The 17,358-nt window shown below is 44.7% G+C and carries 11 protein-coding genes, 1 tRNA gene and 1 pseudogene; all 13 read right to left on the bottom strand.

Going from position 1 to position 17,358, the window contains the following annotated elements; genetic code table 11:
• Positions 1 to 427: 427 nt before the first annotated feature.
• Positions 428 to 1,123 carry a 50S ribosomal protein L1 gene (gene rplA / locus HXT26_RS00890; RefSeq protein WP_004106273.1) on the bottom strand — a complete coding sequence of 232 codons (696 nt, stop codon included), beginning with the start codon at positions 1,121 to 1,123 and terminating at the stop codon, positions 428 to 430.
• Between the two features lie 14 nt (positions 1,124 to 1,137).
• Entirely contained in the window at positions 1,138 to 1,569 is a 432-nt protein-coding gene (gene rplK / locus HXT26_RS00885; RefSeq protein ID WP_004118588.1) for a 50S ribosomal protein L11, read from the bottom strand.
• 499 nt (positions 1,570 to 2,068) lie between these two features.
• Positions 2,069 to 3,001, bottom strand: a pseudogene (locus HXT26_RS00880) (ORF6N domain-containing protein).
• A 348-nt stretch (positions 3,002 to 3,349) separates the two neighbouring features.
• Positions 3,350 to 4,717, bottom strand: a complete 1,368-nt coding sequence (locus HXT26_RS00875; protein WP_422112014.1) for an ATP-binding protein — start codon at positions 4,715 to 4,717, stop codon at positions 3,350 to 3,352.
• A gap of 186 nt (positions 4,718 to 4,903) precedes the next feature.
• A complete protein-coding gene (locus HXT26_RS00870; RefSeq protein ID WP_422112013.1) occupies positions 4,904 to 5,914 on the bottom strand; it encodes a class C sortase in 1,011 nt (336 codons plus the stop codon).
• Between the two features lie 750 nt (positions 5,915 to 6,664).
• Positions 6,665 to 8,629, bottom strand: a complete 1,965-nt coding sequence (locus HXT26_RS00865; RefSeq protein WP_422112012.1) for a SpaH/EbpB family LPXTG-anchored major pilin — start codon at positions 8,627 to 8,629, stop codon at positions 6,665 to 6,667.
• 242 nt (positions 8,630 to 8,871) lie between these two features.
• The gene (locus HXT26_RS00860) at positions 8,872 to 11,262 is read right to left on the bottom strand and encodes a hypothetical protein (RefSeq protein WP_422112011.1); all 2,391 of its coding nucleotides are present in this window, start codon (positions 11,260 to 11,262) and stop codon (positions 8,872 to 8,874) included.
• 338 nt (positions 11,263 to 11,600) lie between these two features.
• Entirely contained in the window at positions 11,601 to 12,503 is a 903-nt protein-coding gene (gene nusG / locus HXT26_RS00855; RefSeq protein WP_422112010.1) for a transcription termination/antitermination protein NusG, read from the bottom strand.
• A 41-nt stretch (positions 12,504 to 12,544) separates the two neighbouring features.
• Positions 12,545 to 12,772, bottom strand: coding sequence for a preprotein translocase subunit SecE (gene secE / locus HXT26_RS00850; RefSeq protein WP_004106254.1), 228 nt, complete (start codon positions 12,770 to 12,772; stop codon positions 12,545 to 12,547).
• 36 nt (positions 12,773 to 12,808) lie between these two features.
• Positions 12,809 to 12,884: transfer RNA gene (locus HXT26_RS00845), tRNA-Trp, on the bottom strand.
• 156 nt (positions 12,885 to 13,040) lie between these two features.
• Positions 13,041 to 14,279, bottom strand: a complete 1,239-nt coding sequence (locus HXT26_RS00840; protein WP_415706129.1) for a pyridoxal phosphate-dependent aminotransferase — start codon at positions 14,277 to 14,279, stop codon at positions 13,041 to 13,043.
• Between the two features lie 102 nt (positions 14,280 to 14,381).
• Positions 14,382 to 15,527 (bottom strand): glutamate 5-kinase, encoded by a 1,146-nt coding sequence (gene proB / locus HXT26_RS00835; RefSeq protein ID WP_174163575.1) that lies wholly within the window; start codon positions 15,525 to 15,527, stop codon positions 14,382 to 14,384.
• Positions 15,528 to 15,552: 25 nt separating this feature from the next.
• Positions 15,553 to 17,235 (bottom strand): GTPase ObgE, encoded by a 1,683-nt coding sequence (gene obgE / locus HXT26_RS00830; RefSeq protein WP_004118573.1) that lies wholly within the window; start codon positions 17,233 to 17,235, stop codon positions 15,553 to 15,555.
• Positions 17,236 to 17,358: the final 123 nt, after the last annotated feature.

The raw sequence follows: 17,358 nt of genomic DNA, 5'->3' as shown, positions 1-17,358 counted from the left end.
TTTTTACGGAAATATTTCAGTCAAACTATTTTTAAGTATAAAAAATACAGTATTACACATTACTTTTCGTAAAAATGTCAATTTCAAGGTTTTTAAAGATTTTTCCCAGAAAACTCTCAGGAAACTCCTGAATACTCCCCCAACCAGCCGCAAAACCGTTGCAAAACCGCCATTCCCCCGCGACACGCCGCGCACGACTACGCGCCCTCAACTTCTCCAGTCACCTATTCATTACTGACGCAGTTTGCATACTGCACCAGCAACGCTAAATCGCAATTACTCGTTGCTAACGCAGAAACGCAGTAACGCAAGTAACAAAAAACGCTGAAAACATGACTCAAAAGAGCACATTTTCAGCGTTTATAAGTTTTAAACTTAATCTACTACTTACCAGCCATGCTTTCGCATAAGCTACGCAAGCAATAAATCAGGCAGCAATGCTGGCGATATCAACTGGAACACCAGGAGCCATCGTGGAGGTCACAGTTACCTTAGTAATGTAACGACCCTTGATGGTGCTTGGCTTCAAGCGACGGATTTCGTCTGCGACAGCCTTGAAGTTCTCTTCAAGAGCCTTAGCATCGAAGGAGAGCTTGCCGAAGAGGAAGGACAGGTTGCCCTGGCGATCCACGCGGAACTCAATCTTACCGCCCTTAATGTCGGCAACAGCCTTGGCTACATCCATAGTCACGGTGCCAGTCTTTGGGTTTGGCATCAAGCTACGAGGACCGAGAACACGACCCAAGCGGCCAACCTTACCCATCATGTCTGGGGTTGCAACGACTGCATCGAAGTCAAGGAAGCCACCGGCAACCTTTTCGATAAGCTCGTCATCACCAACAATGTCAGCGCCAGCTTCCTGAGCCTCAGTAGCCTTTGGGCCACGAGCGAACACCAAAACCTTAGCGGTTTTACCGGTGCCGTTTGGCAAATTCACAACGCCACGAACCAACTGATCAGCCTTGCGAGGATCCACGTTAAGGCGCATAACAGCCTCAACGGACTCGTCGAAAGCGTGCTTTGGCATGCTCTGCAACAAAGCGATAGCTTCAGCTGGGGTGTACAGGTTATTGCGGTCGATCTTCTCAGCCGCTTCACGATACTTCTTAGAACGCTTAGCCATTTCTACACTCCCTTTCAGTCGGTAACGGTAATACCCATCGAGCGAGCAGTACCCGCGATGATCTTCATACCGGCCTCGACGTCACGTGCGGAGAGGTCAGGCATCTTAATTTCGGCGATTTCGCGCACCTGAGCCTTGGTCACAGAACCAACCTTGTGAGTCAATGGATTCTCGGTGCCCTTCTGGATTCCAGCAGCCTTAAGCAACAAAGCAGCGGCTGGTGGGGTCTTCAAAATGAAGGTGAAGGAACGATCTTCGTAAACGGTGATCTCTACTGGGACGATCTGACCCATCTTGTCCTTCGTCTGGTCGTTATATGCCTTGCAGAAGTCCATGATGTTCACGCCGTGGGAGCCTAATGCTGGGCCCAGTGGTGGAGCTGGATTTGCCTTACCAGCCTGAATCTCGAGCTTAATAAGCGCGGAGACTTTCTTTTTCGGAGCCATAATATGGTTCTTCTTTCTTGTACAAGCGGTTCAAATGGTTGCTGCAAACTCTTCTATAGTCGCTTCTTACAGAAGTAAAGCACTTACGAAACGTTGCTATAAAGCCGTTTTGCAGCTTCCTCCCGCATCTTGTATTGCTGTGCTGTGCTAGCGGATTCCTCCTCCAGTCACAAGCCTTCCTATTATGCCACATCTTCGCGACACGCATCATTACGAAAGCTGCAACTATCTTTGCATAGCTATTTTTGCGCAACTACATTTGCGCAACAGCAAAAGTTGGAAGTCTACTTCCAAGTTGAGCGCAAAACACTAGAACATTATAAAATGTTAAAACTCTAACTCAGGATTCTTTAACAACTCATCAAACATCGCATGATACAAGCGCAAAGGCAGATCCTGTCGCTCGCGCGTTACAGCGCGCTCACGTCTTCGCTTGCATTGAAAGCACACCGTGCTTTCAACTTTGAGCAAGCTCAGCGCTCCGAATTACCTTTGCGCGCTACGCTTTAAGCGCAAAGGTAGGTCGTCGCGCACAAACGTAAACAGCCTCATCGTCCGTCTCATAATCTATAACCACATACCTATCGTGATACTTTCTGCCAGCAGTCTTAAACTTCAAATCAACACCAGGATAATCGCTTACAAAATCACTCAATATGCTTTCCGTAAGCATATTCTTGCTCCTAGAATTATCACTAAAAACTACTATTCCCACCCCTTCACCAGCAAAACGTAATAGTTCCAAAGTTTTAAGACCAATATAATTATCAACAACGTAAATGCTTTTCTTAGCTGACTTATATATTTTGCAATACGCAAGATCCGCTTCTATTTTATTGCCGTCCATAAGAAGAAAATGTTTATACGTATTTGGATTAATAAAATTATCCATTACCTTATTAAAATCTTCCTTCGTTGCCATTTGAGATTTTATTTCCGCTATATCTTTAGTATTCTGATTCGTTTGAATCGCAAGCTTAGCTAATTCCTTCGCGCCAATAAAATCCCTGTTTTCAACAATATAATCCTTCATTTGCTTAAAGGTTCTAACTAATGCCCTACTCTGTTTAACAGCAAGATCACCTCTTAACACAGTCATGAGCATATAAATACCCTGCTCCGTAAAAGCATAAGGCAAATATCAAGAGCCACCCCAACTTGAGGTGAAATTTTTGCACCTCAAGTTTTTGAACTCGTCAGCAGTTAGCCGAAACATAAAATCTTCGCCCTCAAACTTTTCAATATTATTCTTAATCTGTCTATTGAAATTTTTCGTTTCATACCCATATATTTCAGCAAGCTCAAAATCAAGCATGACTTTTTGATTACGAATGTTGTAGATTTTCTCTTTTATTGTTTCAGCGTCTATTATCATTCCAACAGACGCGTTTTTAGAGTCAGCGATAATTAGATTTTTATTCCCCTCTACCATAAGATCACTCCTAAAAAATGTGCGTAAAACCTAGCGCTGTACAACAAAAACTACATTTCTAACACAAAACCCATGAATCGCAAGCAATCAGGGTTATTCCCAAAAATCAATCACAAGCCATAAAACATCTAACAACTAGCAAAACTAGCATGCATCAGCGCATAAATATAATTCTATAAGATTCCACAAATAAAAAGCAACAAAAAAAAATCGGTTTTAATACAAACGCACAGCACATTTATGTAGTGCGCTTGTACCTGATTTACGGCATGTCATGCCAAATCAGCCAAACGGCTAAGCCGTGAGGAATAAGTGCACTACATAGCAGCGCGAAGGCAGGTCGGAACGCTACACCAATCCACACATATAAAGTGGTAATATTATGCAATTTAAATCTTTTCTAACGCTAAGCTGTTTAGGAGCAAATACATAACTAGTTCCAATTCTTTTTGAAAACTTCGCCTTAAATTTATCAAGAGAAACTGTTTTGAACACATTTCCAGATTTAACTTCAATCGCAGATATACGCATTTTGCCAGCAGAATCCTGAAAAGCTTTAGAAATCAAAAAATCTATTTCCATTGTATTTTCCGAATTTTCTTTGTCTCTATTTGAATAGAAAAATAGGCGATGTCCAGATGCTATTAGCTGTTGCGCAACAACGTTTTCAACTAGCATTCCTTCATTAATTGAAATTTTTCCAAATAAAATTTCTTTATATAGATTATTAGACGCAATACTACTATCTGAAAGTATCATAGAAGTCAACAAACCAGTATCAGCCATATAACATTTTACTAACGCATCATCTGCATTAAGATTCAATCCCACATTTGGATCTGTAGATTTATAGCAATTATTTGTAATACTCGCATCCGAAAGCCAAAAAAACGCATCCTTATAGTCACGCATACGAGCATTCTTACCCAAGGAAGTAATCCTATATCTTTTTTCATGCCTGGAAAGCTGTGCTGGTATTCCATCAAACACAGCCATAACTTTCATTTCATAACCTTTTGCAAACTTTGCAGCATCCTGCCTATAGAGCGAAAGAATACGACGCTTAACCCTATCTACTCGAGCAAAATCTCTCGAATCAACATATTCATTTACAGATTGCGGCATGCCACCAACTAGCATATATTCTCTAAAAAGTCGCATCGCTTTTTTATGTAAAGCATCCGGCAAAGGATTTAACTCATCAAATGAATTTTTAATAACTTTCGATAGATTTTCTTCTCCAAAAGCCCACAAAAATTCTTCAAAATCAAGAGGATACATGCGTTCTTCTTGTTCTTCAGATGGAATCAATATTGTTTCAACATTGTGTTTAATAGACAATAACGAGCCAGTCTCTATATAGTCGTATCTGCCATCTGCAACTAGTTGTTTTACAAATTCTCTAGCCTGTGGGAAAAATTGCACTTCGTCAAAAACCATTACCGATTCACGGTTATAAAGTTTCACACCATACAATGCAGATAGGTACGTAAAGAAAGTGCTTAAATCTGAACGATAATCTTCAAATAGCCGAAGCGCATCTTTTGATGCTTGCGAAAAATCAATAAGAATATAAGACTTGTATTCGTTTCTTGCAAACTCTTCAACTATAGTACTTTTCCCAACTCTTCGAGCACCTGTTACTAAAAGCGCTGTTGAACCGCGATCAGCATTCTTCCAATCGAGCATTTTTTGATAGAATTTTCGCCTTAACATATAACACCACTCTTAATTACCACAAAACCGTTGAAAATACTATTGTTTTATAGTATATATTTCACGAAAATCAATGTCAATTTATGCTAAATTTTCACGAAATCAGGGGTAAATATATGCCGAATTTTCACGAAAATCAAGGTGTTATTTCTCTAAATCTTCGCAACACGCTGCATTACAGCAATTCTAAGCAGTTATATGTTTGGCATGAGCAAGTGAAGCAGCACGGCGGCGGCGCTTGCGAACCGCGGCAATAATCATCGTCGTAAGAATCACCGCGCATCCAATAAGCGCGAGCACAAACATCGTCATCCAAAGCGGCCACTGCAACTTATCACCCGGCGCGGAAACTGGATCCGGTAGCACGCGATACCCCGTCACCAGCAGCCGCTGCGTATTCACACCATACGGCGTACACGTAAGCAGCGTCGCCAAATCGCGCCCCTTCTCGCGCTGAAGCAATCTAATATCATGCGGATCGACCACACTAATGCGGAATACCCTGTAACGCAGCGTCTCCCCCTGCACGTCAAAGTAGAAGAAATCACCCTTCTTCAACTCTACTAAATCATCAAACATGGTCGCATTCGGCAAACCCGTATGCGCCGTCACAACAGCGTGACGCGTTTTGCCACCAACCGGCAAATCCGTGCCATACAAATGCCCGGCGCCATACGCCAAAACCTCCTGCGAACTACCGTGATAAATCGGCAGCTTAACGCCAATCTTCGGGATTTTTACGATACCCATAATCCCCATCGGCTCATCCAGCTGCTTCGCATATTCCTTATACTCCGGCGTCTTCATATAATCCGTCGTGCCATCATAAGGATCAGCCGTAATAATCGACTTGTGGCGCGCATTATAACGACGAGCCGCGTTCAAAATCTTCTCGCGAGCGCTCGCAGTCTGCTTACGACTCAAACGATCATACGCGGTAGAAATCTCCTTCGACACCTTGTTATTCCACAACGTTGACGCTATCGGGTACGTGAAGCACAAAATTGCTGCAAGTGCGAGGGCAATTGGCTCAAGAGTGCGGCGGAGTTTGGATTTGGGTTTTTTCGTTGGCTTTGGTGCGGGTTTTGATGCGGGTTTTGATGCGGTTGATGAGTCTTGAGTTGATTCGGTTGCAGGTTTTGCTTTAGACTGATTGAAGAAAGCATATACTTTTGTAACAACTTTGTTTAATTTCATGCTTCCTCCTTGTGAAGTTTATATGCGTAAATACTTGCTTGATGTGGCGCGAGTTTTGGGGGCTGGTGTTTGGCTGGTGGATTTCTGAAGTGGATGTGAGTGGTGGGTGTTACTTGTCTCGCAGCGCTCCGCTCTTATACCTTACTTGGACTTAATGGTTGCGTAGTTAAGTTTAGTTTTTTACTTACTTTCTCTGCAAAAATAGTATTCGTCAATAAGATTATTACTATCGTTCCGCTTTTATATTGCTCGACCAAGCAACACCCACCCCTCACTCGTAAATTCACACATCGTTGTTTTGTGGTGTGGTAGGAGTGCTTGGCGTGGTGTATGCGGCAGCAATGACGTTAATGTCCTTTGGACAACAAGCAATCAACGTCTGCAGAGCAATAATGCTAAAGTTCACTAAGCAATAAATAATCGACGTTTGCAAAACATTACTGCAAAGATTCAGGAGGTTTGGGGGAAATACGACCTTTATTTTACGCGACTGTAAAATTTCTGCCGGATTCGAGCGCGTAGCCGACCGTTTCTGTACATGCACGTAAAGTTTATGCCGCTTGTTAGCGCGCAACCGACCGTTCCTTTACACGTGTGTAAAATTTCTGCCGCTTGTTGGCGAGAACACGACTTTTTCTTTACGAGGCTGCAAGAGAACAATCATAAGAGCAAGTGAGTCTAGGATTTAGTTCAGTAAACCCTAGACTCACACTTTGCTATTAGACTACAAGACCAGCTTTAGAAAGCGGATCAAGCGTTCTGCTGCTGTTCTTCTTCCTTGCGATTGCGCACGTACATAATCACGCTCGCAACAATAAGAACTATGCCCACAACAGCGAAAATCAGCACGCCGTAAGCACCAGTTGCAGGAAGATTGAACCAGAAGCTCTTGCCGTTGTCGCCGCCCTTAAGTGGGAGGTCCTCAAACGGCTCAGCCGTAGTCTTATCTTTCTCAACAGTCACAGCATGAACTACAGGAGAAATCGCATAACCCTTAGGAGCTTTAACCTCAACAAGATAAACAGGAACACCAGCGCGAGTCTTGTATGCCTTCGCGAAGTTACCTTTAGCATCTGTTGTAGCAGTCTGCACATCAGTAGTAGCAGCGCCAACTGGTTGGGAAGCACCAGCTGCAGCAGCATCATTAATAGTTGACGCAGCCTTGCAAGCATCAATCGAGCCAAGTTCCTTATTTTCCTTCAGACCTTGAGCGCAAGCATCAGCCTTAGCCTTATCAGCAAAAATCCTGAACTCAGCATTTTCAAGCGGCTTCTCTTCAGTACCTTCCTTATAGAACTTACGCACCTGAAGGAAACCGAAGTCAATAGTCGCTTGAGAATGATCATTATCAGGAATGATTGGCGGCAAGTCACCCTCATTCTTCTCATGAGCCTGGAAGAAGCCAGACTTGTTTACAATCTCATCCTTCTTCTTATCATCATCAGACATTGGCTTAGATTCGGTTGGAGCAGTGCCACCTTTGAAAGCATCGCTAATCTCAAACTCGAGATCAACCGTAACCTTAGGTGCTTCTTGACCTTCAGTAACGTTATTCAAGGCATCAGCAATCTTACCTAAGCCAGCATCTGTAAATGTTACTAAAATACGGGTGTGGCCATCAGCAAGATCCTTACCTTCATCTTTCTTACTATCAGTCACTAAAGTGACTTTGTAATCTTTAGGTTCAGTTGCAGTAGCTTTATCAAGAGTTGTTGTGCCAATCTTCACAGTCTTCACAGCATCAGCAAGAGTTGGAGTAGTTGTTGATCCAGCAGGCTTTTGTACTGTCAAAGCAGCGGTTGGAGCATCATCGAAGACCTTATAGCCCTGAAGATTAGCAGCAGTCAACTTACCATCTTTAGGCTTAGCTTTGTTCACTTCTGCAGTAATTGTAAAAGGCACTTTATCCTTAACGCTGGCGAACTTAGTCTTATCGTAAACCTTCTGAATAGTAGCCGATAGATCCTTGTTCTTCGGCGTCACAACAGGATTATAGTTATACGAAACAGTCGTCTTTGCATCCTTGCCCTTACCTGTCGTAGTGTACTCCGGCAAAGGAAGCGTCATATAGAAGGATTGCAAATCCGAAACACCATAGCCCTTAGGCGCGTTAGTTTCCTCAACCTTATACAAACCAAGATCAAGATTATTCTTGCCATCACCAAACTTGGCTATACCTTTATCGTTAGTGGTCTGCGGAGTAATAGTGTTAGTAGCATCAAGCTTGACTTCTGCATCATCACCACTGTCTTTAATAGTGTGATCATTCAACTTAGTAACAAGCTTTGCAATCTTCTGCCAAGACTCAAATTTGCTAAGATCTAAAGTAACGTCTTCTTTAGTTTTCTTACCACCTTTATCTGTTTTCTCTTCCTTAACAGAAATGACCTTAGTCAATTTGAAAGTAGCATCTTTAAGCGGCTTAAAACCAGTTTTGCATTGAGGATCTGTTTGTGTCTGAGAAGTAGTAGAGTTATCATCCTTCGTCTTCTTCACGCACTTAAGGATGGTTATAGTACCTTTTGTCGGAGCATCCTTCTCCCACGGAGCCTTAGGATTCTCAGTAGCATGGGTTTCATTATGCACAGGATGGTTAGGATCCGGTTTCGCACCCCACGCAACGCCAGCCACGGTTACAGCGCCGGCGACGCACAGCGTGCCAGCCATAGCAAGCGACGCAATCGCCGCCACGAATTTATTAGTGAACTTTTTCATGTTCACCCCTTTCATTGCTTTTTACAGCAAGTAGAAAATTGATTTGCATTTATCATGCTCATACGAGTAAAGTTTTAAAATTTTTGGCATTTACCTTGTGTTATCACGCTCCCGAATCCCGAAAGACTGCACAATAAAACAATACGCAATAAAACAATGCGCGAAACAGGAAGGCTTTATGCGCAAATGCGTACGCAATCGCCTTATGCGAAGCACGGCGAGTAAATGCATATACAACTGCTTCATACGTAATTGCATAAGCCTCGCCACCTTCCCAAAATTAATTTGCGACCGCGCTCACTTTGACTTACCACGAAGCCAGCCGCCAGCAGATTCACCAATAGCGCTGCAAGAATACCGAGCTGCAAATTCCAACTCTGCCCGCCCGTATGCGGCAAAGTAAACTTGCTCACCGAATGAAGATTGAACGTAAAAGCAGCAAAATCCTTATGTTCTTTAAGAGACTTATCACCAGCTAATGCCTCATCAATGTCCGTAGGCGTTTGCTTGCCAGATTGAGCATTGAACGCTTTAGGTTTCAGCGCGTACACAACGCACTGGTAATTGCCAACATCAGTCGGCTTTATACTCACTTCCATATCAGTTCGCGCAGCAGCATTACAGTCCTTATCACCTTTTTTGCATCTATTTTGATTATCATCCGCAGGCACACTCAATCCAAGCTCGGCAAGATTACTGCTCCAAGTCTTATATTCAAGATCTTCCGCAGATTGCGGAGATCCAGCAGTTTGAGACGGTTGCGACGGTTCAGAGGGTTGCTCAGATCGCGAGCCAGAATCCTTCTTCTTGCCCTTCGAGCAGAGCACGCGCAACGTAATCTTATTCGCGCTATCCGCCGCAGAAGTAGCATCAACAAACGGCTTAAGACTCATACCGAGTATCGCAGAAATCTTGTTATTGTCGCTAGTCAACGCTGTTGTAGAATCCTTAAACGGATACACTTTCAGCGTAAGATCATTATCACCAATTTCTGGCTCTGGAGGCTTACTTGACTGCACTTCAATCGTAACTGACTTATAATCCCAGTCAATGCCTTGTTGAATATCCGCCTTATTTTTCCACTTATCTTCAACTATGTTTTGTTCTGGATTATCAAACAGAGATTGCTTATTAGTTGCTTTATCAAACTCTTTTGCTAGTGTAGAAGATTCCTTAGTTTTACCGCCTTCTAAGCGCTCTAATTTAACATCTTTAACAGCAAACACTTTGCACTCAAAAGTCCCAGCCTTCGTAGGCGTGTCACTAATCCAGCTTTGAGATTCCTCGGTATAATCATCATTTTCATACACAGCAGAATTCTCTGCAGTGCTATCCTTTGGTCGATCCTTATTTTCAATATGCTTGAACTGAGTCTGCGTATCTAGACTCAAACCATTAACACTATCTACCGTGTAACTGGCTTTATCACCATTACCAGTCTTGCAAATCATATGATGATGAATAAAACCAGGCTTATATTTCGATTGCGAATCAATAAAAAGCTTATTAATAGGATCGTAAGTGTCTTTCTTATCAGTACTGCCAGTAGCACTTCCTTCAGTACCTCCGCTAGGAGCTGAACCCTTAGACTTTGGTTTTATAGTAATTCTATTACCGCTTACAGAAACTTTATCATCCTTTTTCCCAAAATCGTATAAGCTCAGCTTTAAATCACCAGATTCAGCCTTAGGCAAATCATCCTTAGCAAGTATCGCTTTAATCCTAGTGCTGGATTTAGAACCATTTGGATAATGTATTACAACATTAAACCTATATGTATTATCTACTAGCCATTTGCTTGCAAAAAAACGTATAGAACCATCGCTATTAGATACACCCTGCGTAGATTTAGCAGTGTAGCTATCATTCTTATCATTCTCACCCTTGAAAAAAGCATACTTTACGGAATCATCAGTTTTACCATACTTCTCCAACCCAAGCCAAACGCCATTAGGTAATGTTTGCTGCACAATACCAGCAACTTTTATTGTTGGGGTAATAATCTGAGGAACCCTATTATAAGACTCGCCATCCTTGCCTTTAATGTTTATTGTGTCTTTATTACCTTTATCTTTACTACCATAAGTAATGCTGTAGCATTTTACAGGAGTATTATACTTTTTATTATTCTTGCACACTTCCGGAAGTTCAGGCTTTTTCTTCACACTTCTGTCAGTGCCTTTAACAGATTCCGTAGAGGCGCCTTTCTTTTGGGCATCTTTAGCTTTTTTATTTGCAGCAGTCTCATTTACAAACTTCTCAGCCTTAGGCTTATTGACACCATTGTTACTAGCAGGGTTCTGCTTTTCAACAGACTTTAGCTCACCATCATTCTTCTTTAAAGTATCAGAAGAGCCAGTATTTTTCTTATCATGCTCAGCACTATTAGATTCACTCTGATCAGGCTGCTTATTCGATTCACTATCGTTTTTAGCAGAACCAGCCTTCGCGCCCTCAGCCTTCTCAGTAGAAGTAGCACTTTCACCAGCACCTTCGCCAGCACTTAAAGCAGAAGTTGGAGCAATCACAAAAGTAGCAAGCAACATTGCAATCGCCACGAAAAAAGCAAATAACGAACGGCGAATTGAGCACACTAGTCGAAGGAAACGGCTAAATATATGCGAATTAAACATATACACCTACCTCCTAATTCACCAACTCTTATATAGTAATGTCGTTATTACAACGGCACTGAAAAACTCGAATTCTCTGCTAAAAACGCTCTTCTCAAACACTCAGCACTATACCCCCCCCCCCACGCCTATTTGCAAGCCAAACGAAATATTTGGAAATATTTATTATTTACATTGATAAAAGCACTGTAATTGCAAGAAAATTTAGGATTATTTCCCCATTTTACGGCGTGTTGCAGTAAATAATAAAAACCGGGGCGCGAATTAACACACCCCGGTTTGTAAAAGTTACAAAAACTTAAAGCTTTTCACTCAAGCTTTTGGATCAGTCTTTCATCTCAAACAATCGGCTCCACTTGGTTGAATCCAAGCTCCACAGGAGTTTCACGCCCAAAGATGGAAACCAACACTGTAAGCTTCTGAGTTGTAGGCTCCACGTCCGAAACCACAGCTGCCATCGTTGAGAATGGACCGTCAGTCACAGTCACCTGATCGCCAACCTTGTAAGCAACCTCAACCTTACGCTTGCGCGCTGCAGCCGGCTTATCGCCAGCATTCTTCAAAGCTTCGGAAGCAATCATCGGAGCCATCATTGACACAACTTCCTTGCGGCTCAATGGTGCAGGCTCTCTAGAAGGACCAACAAAACCAGTCACACCCTCAGTCTCGCGCACAATGCGACGAGCGTTCTCATCCGGCCACATGCGAATCAATACATAGCCTGGAACACGCACGCGGGTAATAACCTTCTTACCCTTTTCTGTATGCTTCTCGACTTCTTCCATAGGAACTTCAATCTGGAAAATCTTATCTTCCAAACCAAAGTTCTGCACGCGGGATTCAACGTTAGTTTTCACGCGCTTTTCGTAACCAGAATACGTGTGAAGAACGTACCACTTGCCTTCCAAAGTGCGAAGTTTCTTAGAAAATTCTGCTACAGCGATTGCGCCGGCATCAGTTGGGTCGGCTTCGCTAGTTTCGCCAGCATCGCTAGCTTCATCAGTTTCGCCAGTTTCGTTAGAAGCATCAGCAACACTGTCAGTTACAACACCATCAGCAGCAGCGCCATCAGCTACATCAGCTTCAACATCAGCAGATTCCTCATCCACATCAGCTTCAACAGACTCGCTAGAAGCAGCAGCTTCATCATTCACAGCTGATTCGTTTGCTTCGTCAGCATCATGAGAAGCAAAAGCCTCATCAGCTTCACTTGCTTCTTCGAGATTGAATTCATCAGTCATCTTGCATACACCTTCAAAATTTCAACTCAGCCAATTTCAACTCAGCCGAACAGCCACATTACGGACTTACCCAAACCGAAGTCCATGCAGGTGACGAAAGCCATCAAAAATACAACAAATATGAAAACTGCAGACGACCAAGCAAACAACTCTTTGCCATGAGGTGCAATAACCTTGCGTGTCTCGTCAATAGTTTGCTTAACGAACATGCCAATACGCACGAACAAGTTATGCTTTACTGCTTTCTTAGTACTACGTGCCTGCGCCATGCTTGAATCCTTCGTGTAAAAACTTGAACAAAAAACTGGCAGGGACGGCGGGACTCGAACCCACAACCTACGGTTTTGGAGACCGTTGCGCTACCAATTGCGCCACATCCCTAAGGTGAACTTGCTCATCATACCCCAAAAGGGACGAAATAGCAAACCGCCAGATAGACATACTATCTCATGGGCATGATTTCGTTATATCATCGCACAAAAGCGAGTGTCGCATTTTGCATGGCAAGCAAGTTCTTATTTTGCAATAAATACTTGCTTAAGCTTCAACCCACTTCTTCATGCGACGCATGCCCTCAGCAAGCTGGTCGTCAGCAAGAGCGCAAGAGAATCGCAAATATCCAGGAGCACCAAAAGCCTCTCCTGGAACCGCAGCAACATGCGCTTCGTCAAGCAACATTTCAGCAAATCGAGAAGAAGTATGCGGCACTTCGCTATGCTCCCCGAGCGGACGCTCAAGCAGCGCCTCAACGTTAGCAAACGCGTAAAAAGCGCCATGAGGAAGAGGGCAAGTAACGCCGTCAATATTGTTCAACGCTTCCACAATCGCTTTGCGTCGAGCGTCAAAAGCCCCACGCATAGTGGCAACCACGTCTAGCGAACCGCCGACTGCAGCAATTGCTGCACGCTGCGAAATATTAGAAACATTAGAAGTCATATGGCTTTGAAGCTTAATTGCAGCTTTAGCAACATCTTCTGGTGCCACCATCCAGCCAACACGCCAGCCAGGCATGGCGTAAGTTTTCGCAACACCATTCAAAATCAGCAGCTGCTCGCGAATTTCCGGCACCTCTACGCCAATATACGAAGTCGAAATGCCGTCGTAATGCAGGTGCTCGTAAATCTCGTCAGAAATAACCCAAATATGGTGTTTTACAGCCCACTCGCCGATTGCGCGTATAGTTTGCGCGCTCCAAATAGCGCCTGTAGGATTCGAAGGCGAAGTTACGATAATTGCGCGCGTGCGTGAAGTACGAGCTGCCTCAATCGCCTCAATATCTGGTTCAAAACCGCAATCTGCACCTGCCAAAACTGGCACAGGCACGCCGCCTGCAAGCTTCACAGCCTCCGGATAACTCGTCCAATATGGAGCTGGAATAATAACTTCGTCGCCATCATTTAAGAGAATTTGGCAAGCCTCATACACAGCTTGCTTTCCGCCGTTTGTAACTACGACTTGTTTTGGGGAAACTTCGTAGCCGGAATCTCGCTGCACTTTGCTCGCAATCGCCTCCCTAAGCTCCGGTAAACCTGCCGTAGCAGTATAACGATAGTTGCGCGGGTCTTTACACGCTTGTGTTGCAGCATCAACAATATAAGAGGGAGTAGGAAAATCTGGCTCGCCTGCGCCAAAGCTTACAACGTCAATGCCGTCAGCTTTCATAGCTTTTGCCTTGCCGTCTACTGCCAAAGTTGCACTCGGAGCGACCCGGTTAATACGCTCGCTTAATACGCGCCAATTTTCTGAGGATGAAGTTTCTGCAATATTCTCTGCCATGATTTACAGTGTAACCTTAAGCCGCGAAACGAGCGAAACAAGCGAAACTGTCGAAAACACAAAACCATTTGGTGAAATCAACAAAACACGAACCACTAGTAATCACACAAGCACGAGATTGTCGCGGTGCACAACCGGATGCGCATACTGACGGCCAAGTGATTCTTCAAGCTCATCGCTCGTACGCCCCATAATCTCCGGAATTTCCTCCGCGTCAAAAGCAACCAAACCCTTAGCCAAATGGTTACCCTGCTCATCGTCAATCCACACAGGATCCGTCGCCGAAAACTCGCCACGCACGCCAACAATACCAGCCGCAAGCAAGCTCGCGCGACCTCCGCGAACCGCCTTCGCAGCACCATTATCAACCACCAAAACTCCGTGCGGATGCGAAGCAAAACCAATCCAAAGTCGCCTTGAAGAATCGCGCGTATGCACCGGCGCAAACACAGTACCAACAGCATCTCCAGCCAGTGCCGGACCGGCATTTCCAGCGCAAGTTAGCACAGTTGGAATTCCCGAAACTGCAGCAACATGCGCAGCTTCCATCTTCGTCACCATACCACCGGTACCTACGCCCGAAACACTTGCGCCAACTTTCACTTCTTCAATCGCGCGCGTCACATCTGGCACAAAACTCACACGCTTAGCACCCGGTTCACTAGGCGGCGCAGTATAGAGAGAATCCACATCCGTAAGCAACACAAGAGCTTCCGCTCGCACAATATTTGCTACAAGAGCCGCCAAACGGTCGTTGTCACCAAATCGAATTTCGTTGCTAGAAAGTGCATCATTTTCGTTTACTATTGGGATTACGCCAAGCTCAAGCAAACGTAGCATTGTGCGTTGCGCATTTCGGTAGCGCGACGGCGAAATAGTAACGTCCGCCGTAAGAAGCATTTGCCCGACTCTGAAACCAAATTGCGAAAATGCAGCTTCGTATTGAGCCATAAGCAATCCTTGGCCAACTGAAGCCGTTGCCTGCTGAGTTGGCACATCTTTAGGACGCTCATTAAAGCCGAGCAAACCAAATCCAGCTGCAATTGCGCCAGAAGACACAAGCACAATGCGAGCACCTTGCATTTGCGCGTGACTTATTGCAGCCACAAGAGCGCGCAACTTTTGCACATCCAGCTGCCCGGACGCGCTCGTAAGTGAGCTTGAGCCAACTTTTACAACGATTGTACGCGCCTCACGAATTGAACACCGAACCCCATCTTCGGTAAGCTCAATTTCTGGATTATTCATAAGATTCCCCTTGACCTTGATTTTTCTAGTTTTTCTGCTCTTCTCCACGACCAAACAAGCTATTTTCATCATGGCGATCGTCATCCACAGAAGGATCTGCCCAGTGACCCGACTTTCGCTCAGCCATCATCGCGTCTCGAACTGCGCTCTTTGCATCCATCATGCTGTGATAATCTCGTCTACGCTCAGCATTCGTACGCCTTGCTCCGCGAGGATCGTTCGCTTCGATTCGCAAATCCTTACCACGCGCACCCAAGTTAGCGCCGTCCAATCCTTCTGCACCGGCGGCAATACTTGGATCCCAATCGAAACAAACCATATGATTCCCAGTGCCAATACGAATTTCGTCTCCTGGACGCGCTCCCTTCTTGCGCAATTCGTCCTCAACACCAAGCTTTGCTAAGCGATCTGCCAAATAACCAACGGCTTCGTCGTTGTCAAAATTCGTTTGTACAACCCAGCGCTCAGGTTTTGCGCCAGTAACAGTGAACCAAAAATCACCATTCCTATCTTCTTCGCGCTTAATTTCAAAGTCTGCGCTATTTCCACGTCCATCATCGCGGCGACGACGCAAAGCTGAAGTCTGCTGCTCAAGCGGCTGGATGACAACACGCTCTTCTTCTCGTGCTGCTTCCTCGGCAGCGAGCTTCTCGCGCATCTTTTCAACCAATCGTCCAAGCGCAAAACCAAGCTCTTTCAAGCCCTCGTGAGACGCGGTAGAAATCTCAAATACAGTCAATCCCATTTTCTCAAATTCACCGCGTACAAAATCAGCCAATTCTTTAGCTTCAGGCACATCGACTTTATTTAGCACAATAATGCGCGGACGCTCTGGAATTGGAATCGCACCCAACGGAAGCTCAAGTTTATCAGCGTATTGCGCAAGCTCATGCTCAAGAGCGTGGTAATCGCTAATTGGATCGCGATTTGGCTCCAGCGTTGCGCAATCAATTACATGCGCAATAATCTCTGTGCGCTCAATATGACGCAAAAACTCAAGACCTAAGCCTTTTCCTTCGGAAGCTCCTGGAATTAAGCCTGGAACGTCTGCAATTGTGTAGCGATAGTTGCCGAAGCTTACAACGCCTAGGTTTGGCACCAAAGTAGTAAACGGGTAATCAGCAATTTTCGGCTTAGCTGCACTAATTGAGGCAACTAAGCTTGATTTTCCTGCAGAAGGGAATCCAACTAAAGCTACGTCTGCGATAGACTTGAGTTCCAAAATTACGTCGCGTTCTTCGCCAGGCTCGCCTAAAAGCGCGAATCCTGGGGCACGACGAGTTTTGTTTGCGAGTGCTGCGTTGCCAAGACCGCCGGCACCCCCCTGCGCCACAACGAATTTGTCTCCAACATGTTGCAAATCCGCCAAAACTTCGCCAGGTCGCTTTTGAGAGCCTGCGGCACCGCGTGCTGTAAAAACAACAGTTCCAACAGGCACTGGAAGCACTAAGTCTGCACCTTTTGAACCGTCTTTAGTGTCACCTAAGCCCATCGTACCGTTTTCTGCAGTGCGGTGAGGCATGAAGCGGTAGTCAAGTAAGCTGTTTGCGTTGCGATCAGCTACAAAAATAACGGAACCGCCGTCACCGCCATTACCGCCATTTGGGCCTGCTAATGGTTTGTACTTTTCGCGACGAACTCCGGCAGATCCGTTTCCACCATCTCCGCCTTTTACATGCACTGTTACGCGGTCTACAAAATCACTCATACTGCTACCTTACTCGAAGCTAAACACCTAAATTCTCGGGAACATGCGAGAACAAAAAAGCCGCACCGAACTGGGTGCGGCTTAAACGTTTTATCGCCGAGTTATTATCGTCGACTTATTGTT

The organism is Gardnerella sp. DNF00497B (assembly GCF_049262725.1).
In the GTDB taxonomy this organism is placed as follows: Bacteria; Actinomycetota; Actinomycetes; order Actinomycetales; family Bifidobacteriaceae; genus Bifidobacterium; species Bifidobacterium leopoldii.
The sequence above is the reverse complement of the archived record's forward strand: the minus strand, read 5'-3'. Positions and strand labels throughout refer to the sequence as shown.

Excerpts from the sequence above, each read along its gene's own strand:
- rplA (WP_004106273.1), bottom strand. The coding sequence starts at position 1,123 with ATGGCTAAGCGTTCTAAGAAGTATCGTGAAGCGGCTGAGAAGATCGAC.
- rplK (WP_004118588.1), bottom strand. The coding sequence starts at position 1,569 with ATGGCTCCGAAAAAGAAAGTCTCCGCGCTTATTAAGCTCGAGATTCAG.
- HXT26_RS00875 (WP_422112014.1), bottom strand. The coding sequence starts at position 4,717 with ATGTTAAGGCGAAAATTCTATCAAAAAATGCTCGATTGGAAGAATGCT.
- HXT26_RS00870 (WP_422112013.1), bottom strand. The coding sequence starts at position 5,914 with ATGAAATTAAACAAAGTTGTTACAAAAGTATATGCTTTCTTCAATCAG.
- HXT26_RS00865 (WP_422112012.1), bottom strand. The coding sequence starts at position 8,629 with ATGAAAAAGTTCACTAATAAATTCGTGGCGGCGATTGCGTCGCTTGCT.
- HXT26_RS00860 (WP_422112011.1), bottom strand. The coding sequence starts at position 11,262 with ATGTTTAATTCGCATATATTTAGCCGTTTCCTTCGACTAGTGTGCTCA.
- nusG (WP_422112010.1), bottom strand. The coding sequence starts at position 12,503 with ATGACTGATGAATTCAATCTCGAAGAAGCAAGTGAAGCTGATGAGGCT.
- secE (WP_004106254.1), bottom strand. The coding sequence starts at position 12,772 with ATGGCGCAGGCACGTAGTACTAAGAAAGCAGTAAAGCATAACTTGTTC.
- HXT26_RS00840 (WP_415706129.1), bottom strand. The coding sequence starts at position 14,279 with ATGGCAGAGAATATTGCAGAAACTTCATCCTCAGAAAATTGGCGCGTA.
- proB (WP_174163575.1), bottom strand. The coding sequence starts at position 15,527 with ATGAATAATCCAGAAATTGAGCTTACCGAAGATGGGGTTCGGTGTTCA.
- obgE (WP_004118573.1), bottom strand. The coding sequence starts at position 17,235 with ATGAGTGATTTTGTAGACCGCGTAACAGTGCATGTAAAAGGCGGAGAT.